The 14247-nt window shown below is 64.6% G+C and carries 13 protein-coding genes; 6 read left to right on the top strand and 7 right to left on the bottom strand.

Translation table 11 applies throughout. The features are described 5' to 3' along the window. The 6 genes from EOD15_RS14595 to EOD15_RS14570 all read right to left on the bottom strand — a co-directional run. Nucleotides 1-570 (bottom strand): methionine ABC transporter permease (locus tag EOD15_RS14595; protein WP_148129553.1); only part of this gene is annotated, 570 nt, incomplete at its 3' end. Next, on the bottom strand, nucleotides 551-1648 hold the full coding sequence (locus tag EOD15_RS14590) for a methionine ABC transporter ATP-binding protein (RefSeq protein WP_127408580.1): 1098 nt from the start codon (nucleotides 1646-1648) through the stop codon (nucleotides 551-553). The genes EOD15_RS14590 and EOD15_RS14595, both read right to left, overlap by 20 nt. A gap of 91 nt (nucleotides 1649-1739) precedes the next feature. Further along, entirely contained in the window at nucleotides 1740-2594 is an 855-nt protein-coding gene (locus tag EOD15_RS14585) for a MetQ/NlpA family lipoprotein (protein WP_127322849.1), read from the bottom strand. Between the two features lie 253 nt (nucleotides 2595-2847). Continuing rightward, the gene (locus EOD15_RS14580; protein WP_127408579.1) at nucleotides 2848-4335 is read right to left on the bottom strand and encodes an aldehyde dehydrogenase; all 1488 of its coding nucleotides are present in this window, start codon (nucleotides 4333-4335) and stop codon (nucleotides 2848-2850) included. After that, complete coding sequence (locus EOD15_RS14575; protein ID WP_127408578.1) at nucleotides 4332-5525, bottom strand: cytochrome P450; 1194 nt, start codon at nucleotides 5523-5525, stop codon at nucleotides 4332-4334. The genes EOD15_RS14580 and EOD15_RS14575 overlap by 4 nt, the downstream gene beginning before the upstream one ends. A 58-nt stretch (nucleotides 5526-5583) precedes the next feature. Continuing rightward, nucleotides 5584-7032 (bottom strand): APC family permease, encoded by a 1449-nt coding sequence (locus tag EOD15_RS14570; RefSeq protein WP_127322746.1) that lies wholly within the window; start codon nucleotides 7030-7032, stop codon nucleotides 5584-5586. 173 nt (nucleotides 7033-7205) lie between these two features. Between EOD15_RS14570 and EOD15_RS14565 the strand changes: the two genes are divergently transcribed. From EOD15_RS14565 to EOD15_RS14540, 6 genes are read left to right on the top strand one after another with little or no spacing between them, the layout of a single operon-like run. Then, nucleotides 7206-7976: an IclR family transcriptional regulator gene (locus tag EOD15_RS14565; RefSeq protein WP_127322745.1), complete on the top strand. Its 771-nt coding sequence runs from the start codon at nucleotides 7206-7208 to the stop codon at nucleotides 7974-7976. Next, on the top strand, nucleotides 7976-9256 hold the full coding sequence (locus EOD15_RS14560) for a Tm-1-like ATP-binding domain-containing protein (RefSeq protein WP_127408577.1): 1281 nt from the start codon (nucleotides 7976-7978) through the stop codon (nucleotides 9254-9256). Before EOD15_RS14565 ends, EOD15_RS14560 begins: the two co-directional genes overlap by 1 nt. Next, on the top strand, nucleotides 9253-9921 hold the full coding sequence (locus EOD15_RS14555; protein ID WP_127321208.1) for an HAD-IA family hydrolase: 669 nt from the start codon (nucleotides 9253-9255) through the stop codon (nucleotides 9919-9921). Before EOD15_RS14560 ends, EOD15_RS14555 begins: the two co-directional genes overlap by 4 nt. Before the next feature lie 21 nt (nucleotides 9922-9942). Further along, entirely contained in the window at nucleotides 9943-11292 is a 1350-nt protein-coding gene (locus EOD15_RS14550) for an aminotransferase class III-fold pyridoxal phosphate-dependent enzyme (RefSeq protein WP_127321207.1), read from the top strand. Nucleotides 11293-11327: 35 nt separating this feature from the next. Next, nucleotides 11328-12620: an aminotransferase class III-fold pyridoxal phosphate-dependent enzyme gene (locus EOD15_RS14545; RefSeq protein ID WP_127321206.1), complete on the top strand. Its 1293-nt coding sequence runs from the start codon at nucleotides 11328-11330 to the stop codon at nucleotides 12618-12620. Beyond that, a complete protein-coding gene (locus tag EOD15_RS14540; RefSeq protein ID WP_127321205.1) occupies nucleotides 12617-13639 on the top strand; it encodes a phosphotransferase in 1023 nt (340 codons plus the stop codon). Before EOD15_RS14545 ends, EOD15_RS14540 begins: the two co-directional genes overlap by 4 nt. Before the next feature lie 27 nt (nucleotides 13640-13666). Here EOD15_RS14540 and EOD15_RS14535 read toward each other — a convergent pair. Then, nucleotides 13667-14247, bottom strand: a 581-nt coding sequence (locus EOD15_RS14535) for a fumarylacetoacetate hydrolase family protein (protein ID WP_127408576.1), incomplete at its 5' end; no start/stop codon positions are given.

The raw sequence follows: 14247 nt of genomic DNA, 5'->3' as shown, positions 1-14247 counted from the left end.
GATCATGACGGACGTCTCAAATCGTTGATAGCCGTAGCGGATGGCGAGGTCGCCGAGGCCGCCGGCGCCGATGGCGCCGGCCATGGCCGAGGCACCGATCAGCGTCACCAGCGTCACCGTGAAGCCGGCGACGATGCCGGGCAGGGCTTCCGGCACCAGCACCTCGCGGATGATCGTCCAGCGGTTGCCGCCCATGGCGCGCGCCGCCTCGATCAAGCCACGGTCGACCTCACGCAACGACACTTCGGCAATGCGCGCGTAATAGGGTGTGGCGGCGATCGACAGCGGCACGATGGCTGCCCATGTGCCGATCGAGGTGCCGACGATCAGCCGCGTCACCGGGATCAGTGCCACCAGAAGGATGATGAAGGGCACCGAACGGAAGCCGTTGATGACGGCGCCGAGCGCCCGGTTCACCCACAGGCTTTCGGCAATCCCGCCGCGTTCGGTGGCGATCAGTGCCAGGCCGAGCGGCAGGCCGAAGACCAGCGAGATGAGGCCGGAGGCGGCTGTCATCAGGACGGTTTCCCAGATCGAACGCAGCAGAAGTTCAAACAGGATCGGCGACATGGCCAAGCACCTCCACCCGCGCCTGGCGGGTCTTCAGGAATGTGATGATGTCAGCGAGATGATTTGCATCGCTGCCGGGAACAGACAGGAACAGCGTGCCGACGGGCTGCTGCTGGATATGGTCGATGCCGCCGTGGATGAGGCGGAAGGCGCCTGGAACAGCCGTGGCAAGGTCGGACAGCAACGGGCCGCGTGCCGCATCGCCGGCCACGTCGACGCGCAGGATCGTCTCCGCGCCGGCCGCCGGCAGCAGCCGGGCCGCCAGTTCGGCTGGCAGCTGCGGCCGGATGGCGCCGAGCAGGCTTTTGGTGATGTCTGATTGTGGGTCGGCAAACACCGACCAGACCGGCCCTTGCTCGACGATGCGCCCGGCGTCGATCACCGCAACGCGGTCGGCGATCGAGCGGACCACCTCCATCTCATGGGTGATCAGAAGGATGGTCAGCCCAAGCTGCCGGTTGATGTCCTTGAGAAGGGCGAGGATGGAGCGCGTTGTTTCCGGATCGAGCGCCGAGGTGGCTTCGTCCGACAAGAGCAGCGCCGGGCGTGCTGCCAGCGCCCGGGCGATGCCGACACGCTGCTTCTGGCCGCCCGACAGTGACGCCGGATAGGCCTTTGCCTTCTCGGACAGGCCGACGAGGTCGAGCAGTTCGGCGGCGCGCTTCAGTCGCTCGGCCTTCGAGCGGCCCTCGATCTTCAGCGGCAGCGCCACATTGTCCTCGACGGTCTTGGCCGACAGCAGGTTGAAATGCTGGAAGATCATGCCGATGCGCCGCCGCAGCGGCTGCAGCTCGCGCTCGCCAAGCCGGCTGATCTCTCGGCCTTCGATGAACACCTCGCCGGAGTCAGGCCGTTCCAGCCCGTTCAGGCAGCGGATCAGCGTCGACTTGCCGGCGCCGCTGCGGCCGATGATACCGAGGATCTCGCCCTTGCGCACGGTCAGCGAGATGCCGTCGAGCGCCGCTGTCGCACCGAAGCGGCGCTTCAGCTCGACGAGGCGCACGACGTCCTGAGACGCGTCGGCCCGGGCATGGATCGGATCGGCGGTTTCTCCGGATGCCGTGATATGCTGGTTCATGAATGTTCCTGTTCCCGAAAACGCAATCGCGGCCCGCGCCTGAGCGCGGACCGCTGTTGCTCTCGCACCGGGCTTCCGGTCGACGATCGGATCAATAGGCGCTGAGGCCGGTGCCCTTGTAGACCTTGTCGAACTCGGCCTTCACCGCCTCGTTCTGATAGGAGGCCACCAGCGTCTTCACCCAGGCCTCGTTCTCGTTACCGGCCTTCACCGCGATGAAGTTGCGGTAGGGATTGTCGGCGATCGGCTCCTGCGCGATGCGGTTTTCCGGCGTCAGGCCGCTTTTCAGCGCCCAGTCGGTGTTGACCACCGCGGCGTCGAGATCCTCGACCGAGCGGCCGACAATGCCGGCGTCCAGCTCCTTGATCACCACCTTCTTCGCGTTCTCGGCGATGTCGGCGGTGGTGGCGAGAATGCCGGTGCCGTCCTTCAACTTGATCACGCCCTCGTTCTGCAGCACGCGCAGCGCCCGGCCTTCATTGGATGGATCGTTCGGCACGCCGACGACCGCGCCCTCCGGGAGGTCGGCGACTGCTTTGTACTTCTTCGAGTAGAGGCCGATCGGCCACACGCCGGTATAGCCGACGCGCACGATATGATACCCTTGAGTCTTGATCTGGTTGTCGAGATAGGGCTGGTGCTGGAAGGCGTTGGCGTCGATTTCGCCGCGCTCCAGCGCCTCATTGGGCTGGGTGTAGTCGTTGAACACCACGGTTTCGATGGAGAGGCCCTTTTCGGCGGCCTGGGCGACGACGACTCGCCAGACATCCTCGTCCTCACCGCTGATGATACCCACCTTGATCGCCTTCTTGTCCTCGGCGAACGATGCGCCGGGCGCCATCAGGCTGCCGATCGCGACGGCCGAGGCAAACAGCAGAGCCAAGCCGCTGCGCCGGTTGACGGTTGATGCGAGGGAAGATGGCCAAGTGTTCTTGAAGTCGGACATGATTGATCTCTGCGGTTGTGAAGTCATGGCAGCGAGGCGGATTGCCTCGCCTTGGTCACATCCTCAGAAATTCTATGAAGTTTATCAAAGAACGCCTTTCGCCGTTCTCGCCAAAGCCGGGAATATTCTCTCAAAATTTTCGCGTGAGTGAGAACGAGACGCCATTGAATCGATCGCCGCGGGCTACGATGCGATCCGCTGCGCTTCGGAAGTAAGACCAGACCCTCGAAAAAAACCGGCGCTGACGCCAGGCTCAAAGCGCGATCCAGGCCGTCTTCAGTTCCAAATATTTCTCCAGCGCGTGCAGCGACTTGTCGCGGCCGAAACCGGACTGCTTGACGCCGCCGAGCGGCACGGTGATGTCGGCGCCGCCATAGGTGTTGACGTGGACGACGCCGGCATTGATGGCGCGCACCATGCGGTGTGCTGTGGAGAGGTTTGATGTCCACACTGCCGAGGCGAGCCCGTAGACGGTCGAATTGGCAAGCCGCACCGCCTCCTCCTCGGTCTCGAAGCGCATGACGCCGAGCACTGGCCCGAACACCTCCTCGCGCGCAAGCTGCATGTCTTGCGTGACATTCTCGAAGATCGTCGGCGCCATGTAGCTGCCGCCGGTCTCGGTCAGAATCCGCTCGCCACCGGTGACCAGCTGGGCGCCTTCTTCGGTGGCCCTGGCGACGAAACCGAGATTCTTGTTCAGTTGCTCGGCGCTCGACACGGCGCCGACATCGCTGGTGAGATCGAGCGGATCGCCGACTTTGAGCCGCGTGGTTGCCGCGACAAGTTCGTCCATGAACCGATCATAGACCGCTGACTGGACCAGAAGCCGCGAGCCGGCGACGCAGACCTGGCCGGAATTGCGAAAAATGCCGTTGGCCGAGACGACCGCCGCCTGTTTCAGGTCTGAGGCATCGGCAAAGACGATGTTGGGCGACTTGCCGCCGAGTTCGAGGAAGACGCGCTTCAGATTGGAGCGAGCGGAATATTCGAGCAGCCGTCGGCCGACCGGCCCGGAGCCGGTGAAGGCGATGGCGTCGACATCCATATGCAGGCCGAGCGCTTCGCCGGTGACCGCGCCACGGCCGGTGACGACATTGAGCACACCGGCGGGAAGTCCGGCCTCGCTTACCAATTCGGCCAGCCGCAGCAGCGTCAGCGAAGCGATCTCCGGCGGCTTGACCACCACGCAATTGCCGGCGGCAAGTGCGGGCGCGATCTTCCAGGCACCGATCATCAGCGGGAAATTCCACGGCACGATGACGCCGACGACGCCGAGCGGCTCCTTGTGGATTAGTCCGAGCACATTGTCGGCCGTTGGCGCAATCTCGCCGTAGACCTTGTCGATCGCCTCGGCATAGTAGCGGATGGTGCCGGCGGCCGAGAGCGGTTCGGCCTTGTAGGCCATGCCGATCTCGGTGCCGTTGTCGCGCACGCCGAGCACGGCGAGCTCGTCGGCATGCTTTTCGACCAGCTCGGCGAACTTCGTCAGCACCTTCTTGCGAAAGGCCGGCGCTGATCGCGACCACGAGCCCCTCTCGAACGCCTTGCGCGCCGACTTGACGGCGCGGTCGATATCGGCGGCATTGCCGTCGGCGATGCTGGCGAAAGGTCGGCCGTCGATTGGCGACGTCACCGGCAGGCTTGCGCCGCTTGTTGCCTCGATCTGCACGCCATCGATGAACAGGCCCCGTGCGCCGATCTCCGTCCTGCGCAGCGTGTCGATGGCATTCTGACTGATCATGGATGACGGACTCCCAGGCAAACATGCAATGTGGTTGGCGCGCGGAATTCCCAGCCGCGAAACACCGGCTCCTTGCCAGGCACAAGGCTGAGATCGTGGAAGTGCAGGAGCAACAGCCTTACCGCAAGGCACATCTGCTCGCGTGCGAAAAACCGGCCCGAACAGAAATGATGGCCGAAGCCGAAAGCGGCATGGTTGCCTTCGTCGCGGTTGATGTCGAAGCGGTCTGGATCGGCAAAGCGGCTCTCGTCACGGCTTGCCGAGGAGACAAGTGCGGCGACCGCGGCACCCGCCGGGATCGTCACGCCGCCAAGCTCCACCGCCCGCGTCGTCTGCCGCGTCTGCGTGCCGATCGGCGCCACCCAGCGCAGGCCCTCGTCGACCGCCTTCGGCACGAAGGTCTCGGGATCGGCGAGCACCTGCCGCATCTGTTCGGGATGGGCCAGCAGACCGGCCAGGATCGAGCCGGCGCCATGTCCGGGCTCCTGCATGCCGCCAAGCAGGATGACCTTGATGCTCGGCATCAAAAAATCGATTGGCCGCGTCGTGCCCTCCGGCATGCCGTCATGCAGCATATGCGACAGCGCCGAGTCATCTGGCTGGCGCGCAAGTCTTTCCAGCGTCGGCAGGATGGCGTCGCCGACCTCGACACTGATTGCGTCGGCGATCTCCTGCCGCTTCGGGTCGTTCTCGAAATTGATGGCGCCCTGCGCAAGGCCGTAGAACCAGCGGCGCAGCGTCGGCATCTCGATGTCGGCAAGGCCGAGCGAGCGCGCCAGGCTGAGCGTCGACACCGGCTCGAAATAATCGGCCATGAGCTCGGCGGAGCCCTGGTTGGCGATCCGGTCGAGAAAAGGTTCGGCAATCGACCGCACGAGGTCGCCGGCATAGGCGGCGACGGTGCGCGGCCGGTATTTCGGATCGACGCCCTGTCGCAGCTGTTTATGCGTTTCGCCATCGGTGGTCAGGATGGTCTGCTTGCCGAAGGAGCGCTCGACCGGCGATGAGCCGACCACGGCGGAGAAGATGTCGGGCGACTTGGCGACGCTCTCGACATCCTTCCAGCGGGTGACGAACCACAGGTTGACCGCCGGCACGAAAGCGACAGGCGCACTGCGCCTGAGCTCTGCATAGATCGGGTAGGGATCGGCTTCCAATGCCTCGACGGTTATATTTTCGGCAAAGCTCAAATCCGCCACTCCCCTTGTGGTGTAAGGGCGGCGTGGCACGCCGCCCCTTTTTCTTTTCTCAATCTTTCAGCGGCTGGCCGAGGTTTTCGAAGGCTATGGGATCGCGGCTCTTCAGCGCGCTGGCCAGCAGCAGGCCGACGATCGCGGCGATCAGCACCAGCCCCGGCAGGAACACGCCAAGGAAGCCGCCCGCCCCGGACAGGCTGCCGAAATTGATGACGATCAGGTAGATGATGATGACGAAAGCGATGAAGGTCAGCCCGGGCAGGATGGTGGTCTTCAGCGCGTTCTCCTGGGCTGCCGGGTTGGCGCGGAAGAACATCACCACGGCAAGCGATGCCACCGCCATCATGACGATGACGCCGAGCGTCGCGACATTGGTCAGCCACGAAAACAGCGCCAGCACCGGATCGAGGCCGAGCACGGCGAACAGGCCGACGACGACCGCGGCGAGCACGCTCTGGATGACGGAAGCGACATGCGGGCTCTGGTGCACCGCATGCGTCACGCCAATCGTCTGCGGCAACAGTTTTTCGCGGCCCGAGACATAGATATAGCGCGCAACCGCATTGTGGAACGCCAGCACGCCGGCAAACAGGCTCGACACGAACAGGATGCTCATCGCCTGCGACAGCATCGTTCCGGCGTAGCGGTCGGACAGGCCGAACAGGAAGGTGGTCGGATCCTGCAGGCCTTGCAGCGTCGGCAGCAGCTTGTCGACACCGGCGCCGACCGCCATCAGCCATGCCGTGAGCATGTAGAAGACGCCGATCAGCACGACCGAAAAATAGGTGGCGCGCGGAATGGTGATCTTTGGATCGCGGGCTTCCTCGGCATAGATCGTCGTCGCCTCGAAACCGATGAAGGCGGCAAAGCAGAACAGAATGGCGATGGCCGGCGAGCCCGATGTGATCTGGCTCCAGCTGAACGGCGCCGCCGACAGGCCGCTATCGCCGCCGGTCTTGAGGATGGCGATGTCGAGGACCAGCACCACAAGATATTCGCACAGCACCAGCACCGTCAGGATCTTGGCGGAGAGGTCGACCTGCCGATAGCCGAGCACGGCGACCAGCGCGATGGCGATGAAGCTCCACGCCCACCAGGGCAGGTTGATGCCCCAGCCGGCGAACAGGCCTGATGTCGCGGCGCCGAGCAGGCCCATGACCCCGATCTGCATGGCATTGTAGGACAGGATGGCGATCAGCGCGGTGGCGCCGCCGGCCATGCTGCCGAGGCCGCGCGCGGCATAGGCATAGAAGGCGCCGGCATTGCCGACATGGCGTGACATGGCGACATAGCCGACCGCGAACAAAAGCAGCAGGATGGTGACGATCAAATAGGTGCCCGCAAAGCCGGCGCCATTGCCCATCAGCATGCCGAGCGGCGTGCCGCCGGCGACGGCCGTGAGCGGGGCGGCCGCCGAAATCACCATGAAGGTGATGGCGCCGACGCCAAGACTGTTCTTGCGCAGCCTGTTGGCCGGCACCTGTTCTGCAACTGCTGTCATCGATCCCTCCTGTTTGCAAACCCTGAGGCTCGCCGGCCGAATGGCCTGTCCCATGCACTCTGGCGGTCGGTTCATTATTTGAAACGTTATTTTGAATATAGACTTGCAAACAATGCCGATGCCTGTCAAGTTAATTCACACGTTAAATGATTGTCCCGAACCGGGAGGCAAATTTGAGTACGGTCGGAAAAGCGATCTCGCTTCTGGAGCTGTTCAGCGTCGACGAGCCCGAGCTCGGCCTGTCCGATCTGGCGCGCCGCTCGGGCTTCGACAAGGCGACGACACGGCGGCTGCTGGTTGCGCTGGCCGGCCATGGTTTTGTCGAGCAGGATATCGGCACGCGGCACTATCGCCTCGGCGCCGGCCTGTCGCGGCTGGCGCGCATCCGCGAAGCGCGCTTTCCTTTCCTGCAGACAGCTGTTCCGCTGGTGCGGGACCTGGCAGCATCGACGGCCGAGACCGTGCATTTGTCGGAATTCGGCGTCGACAGGCTGGTCACCGTCCATGTCGAGCATCCGGCATGGGCGAACCGGGTCAACATCGACATCGGTCAGTTGCTGCCCCTGCATTCGACCGCGTCGGGCATCGCCTATCTGGCCTTCGCCCGCGACGAGACCGTCAAGGCGTGCCTGACGGGTTCCCTCGACGCTTTCACGGCCCATACGCTGATCGAGCCGGCCGCCATCTCAAGATGCATGAGCGAGGCGCGCGAGCGCGGCTATTCGATCTGCGACCAGGGCTATGAGGAAGGTGTGATCAGCGTCGCGGCGGCAATCCGCGGGGCGGATGGCTTTGCGCTCGGCATCATCGCGGTGGCGGCGCCAAAGGCCAGAACGACGGCAGCCGCGATCACAGAGCGGGGACTTGCCGTGAGGGAGGCGGCACGGGAGATTTCCATGCGCCTCAACGGCGAAAACCTGCAAATCTTGAGGAGGCAGGCCTGATGCCCTCGGAGACAGCGCCCCGCATCCTGGTCATCGGCACGGGCGACACAAAGGCCGAAGAGCTGCTGTTCATGAAACAGTGCATCGAGCAGTCAGGCGGCAGCGCCGTGATGATGGACGTCAGCGTGCTTGGCGACCCGCCCTACAGCCCGGATCACGACAAGCACGCCGTGGCGCGGGCGGTGGATGTGACGATCGCCGAGATCGTTTCGAGCGGTGATGAGAACACCGCCATGACGCTGATGGCCGGCGGCGCCGTGCAGCTGGTGCGCAAGCTCCATCAAAGTGGCGAGATCGACGCCTTCATCGCCATCGGCGGTTCGATGGGGACAGATCTGGCGCTCGACGTGGCGCTTTGCCTGCCGCTCGGCGTGCCGAAATTCGTCGTCTCGACCATCGCCTATTCGCACCTCATCCCGCCCGAGCGCGTCGCGCCCGACCTGATGATGATCCTCTGGGCGGGCGGGCTGTACGGCCTGAACAGCATCTGCAAACTGGTCCTGTCACAGGCCTGTGGGGCAGTCGTCGGCGCGGCCAGGATTGTGCTGGAGGCCCGCATGTCGGCTCCGGCAATCGGGCCGACCATCGGCATGACCTCGCTCGGCAGCAGCTGCCTGCGCTACATGAAGACGCTGAAGCCGGCGCTGGAACAGCGCGGCTATGACGTTGCCGTCTTCCACACCACCGGAATGGGCGGCCGCGCCTTCGAATCGATTGCCGGTCAGGACCATTTTTGCGCGGTGTTCGACTTCAGCCTGCAGGAAATTACCAATCATCTCGCGGGCTCCGTCGTCAGTTCCGGCACCGACCGGCTGGAGAATGCCGGCGCTCGCGGCACTCCGCAGATCGCCGCACCCGGGGCGGTCGACATGGTCGATCTGCCGACCTGGCAGGATTTGCCGGCTAAATTCTCGACGCGGCCCTTTCATGCCCACAACAGGCTGATCGCGTCGATCACCGTCGATGCCGACGATCGTCGGCAGGTCGCCAGGACCATCGCCGCCAAGCTCGGCGCCGCGAAAGGCCGCTCCGCCTTCATCCTGCCTACCGGCGGCATCCAGGAATGGGACGTGCAGGGCGAGCCGCTCTATGAACCCGAGGCTCTCGCGGCCTTCGCAGATGAAATGCGCAGGGCTATTCCCGCCGGGGTCGAGTTCCACGAGATCGACGCTCACATCAACAGCGACGACTTCGTCGGCAAGGCGCTCGAGATATTCGACCGCTGGGTCGAGGAAGGCATCGTCCCGCGCGGCAAGCCGGCCAAGGGAGTGGCAGCGTGAGCGCTGTTCCCGCCCAGGCGCTTGTCCTTGATTTCGGCGGCGTCGTCACCCGGACGCTGTTCGAGACGCATGCCTTGACCGAACAGGCGCTCGGCCTTGCGTCGGGAACGCTGCAATGGCGCGGGCCGTTCGATCCGGACAGCGATCCGCTGTGGCGCGCGATGCAGGCCGACGAGATCAGCGAGCGCGACTACTGGCGCTCCCGCACCAGTGAGGTCGGTCGGCTGGTCGGCGAGGACTGGCAGGCGATGGAGACCTTCGTCCAGCGTGCGCGCGGCGCCGAGCCGGAAAAGGTGGTGCGGCCCGAGGCCGACAATGCCATCCGGGCCGTGCACGCGGCGGGGTTTCGGATGGCGATCCTGTCAAACGAACTCGACCTGTTCTACGGCGCCGATTTCCGCCGGCGGCTGCCATTGCTCGGCCTGTTCGACCTCATCGTCGACGCCACCTATACCGGCATCCTCAAGCCCGATCCACGCGCCTATGCCTTCGTCACCGAGGCGCTCGGCCTTGCGGCCGGCGCTTGCGTCTTCGTCGACGACCAGCAGCGCAATGTCGATGGCGGCTGTGCTGCCGGCATGCGCACGGTTCATTTCGACGTCGCTCGCCCGGCTCATTCCTATGCCGAGGCCCTCGGTCATTTCGGCCTCGTCCCAGTTGCCTGAGATTTTTTTGCGGAGTCCTCCATGCGCGACATCAATTTTCTCACCGAAACCAACGCCAAGCCGATCTGGCACCCGATGGCGCATCCGGCCGAGATGCGGGCCAACCCGCCAAAGGTGATCATGAAAGGCGAGGGTGTGATGGTCACCGACATCGCCGGCAACACCGTGCTCGACGCCGTCGGCGGCCTGTGGAACGTCAATCTCGGCTACAGCTGCGACCCGATCAAGCAGGCGATCGCCAACCAGCTCGGGACGCTGCCCTATTATTCCGGCTTTCGCGGCACTTCGACCGGACCGTCGATCGAACTCGCCTACGAACTCTGCGAATGGTTCGACCCGGAAGGCATGGTGCGGACCTTCTTCACCTCCGGCGGTTCGGATTCGGTCGAAACGGCACTTCGGCTGGCGCGGCAGTACTGGAAGATCCGCGGCCAGGCCGACCGGACAAAGTTCCTCGCGCTGAAGAAGGGCTACCACGGCACGCATTTCGGCGGCGCGTCGGTCAACGGCAATGCCAATTTCCGCCGCAACTACGAGCCGCTGCTGCCCGGCGTCTTCCACATTCCCGCCCCTTGGACCTTCCGCAACCCGTTCGATGAGACCGACCCAGTGCGGCTGGCGAAACTGTGCGCCAAGGCACTGGAGGACGAAATCGCGTTCCAGGGCGGCGACACCATCGCCGCTTTCATCATGGAGCCGGTTCTCGGCGCCGGCGGCGTCATCGTTCCGCATGAGAGCTTCATGCCACTGGTGCGTGAGATCTGCGACCGCCACGAGATCCTGCTGATCGCCGACGAGGTGGTGACGGGCTTCGGCCGCACCGGCGCATGGTCGGGCTCGCGTCTGTCCGGCGTGAAGCCGGATTTCATGACCATCGCCAAGGCGATCACGTCAGGCTATTTCCCGCTCGGCGCGACCTTGATCGGCGGAAAAGTCGCCGATGTCTTCGAGGCCGACAAGACCAGTTTTGGTGCGATCGGCCACGGCTATACCTATTCCGGCCACCCGGTCGGCTGCGCGGCGGGTCTGGCGGCGCTTGCGGAGACCAAACGGCTTCGCCTGAACGAGAACGCGGCGGCACGGGGCGTCGAACTCGCGGCCACGCTGGAGGGGCTGAAGGCCAGGCATGCGATCGTCGGCGATGTCAGGTACAAGGGCCTGATGGCGGCGCTGGAGCTGGTCTCGGACCGCACGACGAAAAAGCCGGCCGACAAGAAGACCATGGCCGTGGTTTCGGAGGCCGCCTATGAGGCCGGCGTCATGCTGCGTGTGTCGGGCAACGCCATCATCCTGTCGCCGCCGCTCATCATCAGCGCTGCCGATGTGACGAAGATCGGCGAAGCATTGGATGCGGGCCTGTCGAAGGCCTGACGGGTTAGCTGGACACAACGGAGTTTCAAGACGCAATGAGCCAATCGCAAGAAGCACTGGTTAGCCGGCGTTCCCGCCTGCTCGGCGCGAAATCGCAATTGTTCTACGACGAGCCCGTGCATCTGGTGCGCGGCGAAGGCGTCTGGCTCTACGATGCCGATGGTCGGAAATATCTCGACGCCTACAACAATGTCGCACATGTCGGCCACTGCCACCCGCATGTGGTCGAAGCCCTGTGCCGGCAGGCCAGCCTGCTCAACACCCACACGCGCTATCTGCACACCGCCATCCTTGATTATGTCGAGCGGCTGACCGCGACCTTCAATGCCAGCCTGTCGTCCGCCATCCTGACCTGCACCGGCAGTGAGGCCAACGACATCGCGCTGCGCATGGCGCAGGCCGCCACCGGCCGCATGGGCATCATCGCCACCGACGCCACCTACCATGGCAACACCACGGCGGTTTCGCAGCTCAGCACCCGCATGCCGCCGGTTGGTGGCCGCGCCCGCAATGTCAGGCTGGTGCCGGCGCCTGACAGCTATCGCCATCCGGATGCGATGGCCAACGGCAAAGCCTTTGGCGACGCGGTGCGCGAAGCCATCGCCTCGCTGGAGCAGGATGGCATCGGCCTGTCCGGCATCATCCTGTGTCCGCTGCTCGCCAATGAAGGCTTTCCGACGCTCCCATCCGGATTTTTCGACGACGCGATGCGCGCGGTGCGTGACGCCGGCGGACTGGTCATCGCCGATGAGGTGCAGCCTGGTTTCGGCCGCACCGGCAGCCATTTCTGGGGCCACCAGCGCGCCGGCTTCGTTCCCGACATCCTCACCATGGGCAAGCCGATGGGCAACGGCCATCCGGTCGCCGCGGTGGTCACCACCAAGGACACATTGGCGACCTTCCGCAACGCTTTCCGCTACTTCAACACCTTCGGCGGCAACCCGGTTTCCTGCGCGGTGGCGAATGCCGTTCTCGACGTCATCGAGCAGGAAGATCTCGTCGCCAACGCGCGTAATGTCGGCGCCTATGCGCTTGGGCTGCTGCGCCCGCTGGCGGATCGGCATGAATGCATCGGCGAGGTCAGGGGCGCCGGCCTGTTCTTCGGCGCCGAATTGGTTCACGACCGCGAGACGCGCGAGCCGGCGCCCGACATCGCCGAGCAGGTCGCCAACCGCATGCGCCAGCGCGGCGTGCTCATGGGAAAGACCGGCATCCACGGCAATGTGCTGAAGATCCGCCCGCCCATGCCGTTCTCGCGCGACAATGCCGACGTCCTGATCGGCGTCCTCGACGAGGTGCTGGGTGAAGTCGGCGGAGTGAAGGCGTGAACGCTGTTTCCACGCAATCCGAGCCCGAGACGGCAGCCGATGTCACCGAGCTTGCCAAGCGCGCGCTCGAACATTGGGGCATTCGTGAGGGTGAGCCGGAGCTGCTGAAATTCCGCGAGAACGCGGTGTTTCGCGTCATCTTGCCAACAGGCCAGCCGGCCGCCATGCGCATTCATCGGCTTGGCTATCACACGGACGCCGCCCTGCGCTCGGAACTGCAATGGATGGGCTTTTTGCAAGCGGCCGGCATCGCCACGCCATCTGCGGTCGCCACGCCGGCCGGCGATCTGTTCGTGCTTGTCAGCGCCAACGCCTCAGTGCAACCCCGGCAAGTCGATTGCTTGAGCTGGCTGGAAGGCCGCGCCGTCGGCGCGCGAGGCGTGCCGCTGGATTTTACGCCCGAGCAGGCAAGACAGGTCTTCACCGCGTTGGGCCGAACCATCGCCCACATGCACAATGTCACGTCTGCCTGGACGCCGCCCGCCGGCTTTGCCCGCCATGCCTGGGATTTCGATGGCTTCTTCGGCGCGAACCCGAATTGGGGCCGCTTCGAGACCTCGCCCTTCCTCGACGGCCCTCATCGCGAGCTGGTTTTCCAGGCGCGGGAAAAGGCCGTGAAGGTGCTGTCGGAGCATGAACGCAGCGCCCGCAATTTCGGCATCATCCACGCCGATCTGGTGCGCGAGAATGTGCTCGTCCATGACGGCGCGATCCGCATCATCGACTTCGACGATTGCGGCTATGGCTGGCACATGTACGACCTTGCCGTCGCGCTCTACCAGAACCGCGATGAGGCGATCTATCCGCTGATCGAGGCCGCTTTGCTCGAGGGCTATCGGCAGGAGCGGGCACTGACCGCGCGCGACATCGCCGCGCTGCCGCTGTTTTCGGCGTTGCGTGCCTTTGCTTTCCTCGGTTGGGTGCAGAGCCGCGTCGAAGGCGACATCACCAGGGATGTCGGCCAGCGTATGTCGGCCATCGCAGCCGATGTGGTGATTGCCTATCTGCGTGGCGAATAGGGCCGATCAATAAGAACTGGCGGGTCATCAGCCCTTCGCGAAATGGATGCTGACCGTGCCCGAACTGCCGAAATCGGCGACGATCGTGTCGCCGGGCCGCGCCTCGATCGGGCGCACGAACGATCCCGAGAGCACCACCTCGCCAGCCGCGATCGACATGCCGTAGCGGGCGAGCCTGTCCGCCAGCCAGGCGATGCCCATGGCCGGGTGGTTGAGCACGCCGGCGCCGAGCCCGGTTTCCTCGACCTCGGCGTTGCGCGAGACGATGGCACCGATCCAGCGCATGTCGGCCTCATCAGGACGTTGCCGCCGGCCGCCGATGACAATGCCGGCATTGGCGGCATTGTCGGAAATCGTGTCGAAGAAGGTGCGCACCTTCTTCGTCTCGGCATTGACGCGCTCGATGCGCGTATCGAGGATTTCCAGCGCCGGTGTGATGTAGTCGGTGGCCTGGAGCACGTCGGATATGGTCACGCCGGGGCCTTTCAGCGGCGCCTTCATGACGAAGGCGATCTCGGCCTCGACGCGCGGCTGGATGAAGCGGCCGGCCGGCACCGTCGCGCCGTCATGGAAGAACATGTCGTCGAACAGCACGCCCGAATCCGGCG

Source organism: Mesorhizobium sp. M7A.T.Ca.US.000.02.2.1 (assembly GCF_003996995.1).
Lineage (GTDB): Bacteria > Pseudomonadota > Alphaproteobacteria > Rhizobiales > Rhizobiaceae > Mesorhizobium.
Note: the sequence above shows the minus strand (reverse complement) of the source record. Positions and strands in the feature narration are given on the sequence as shown.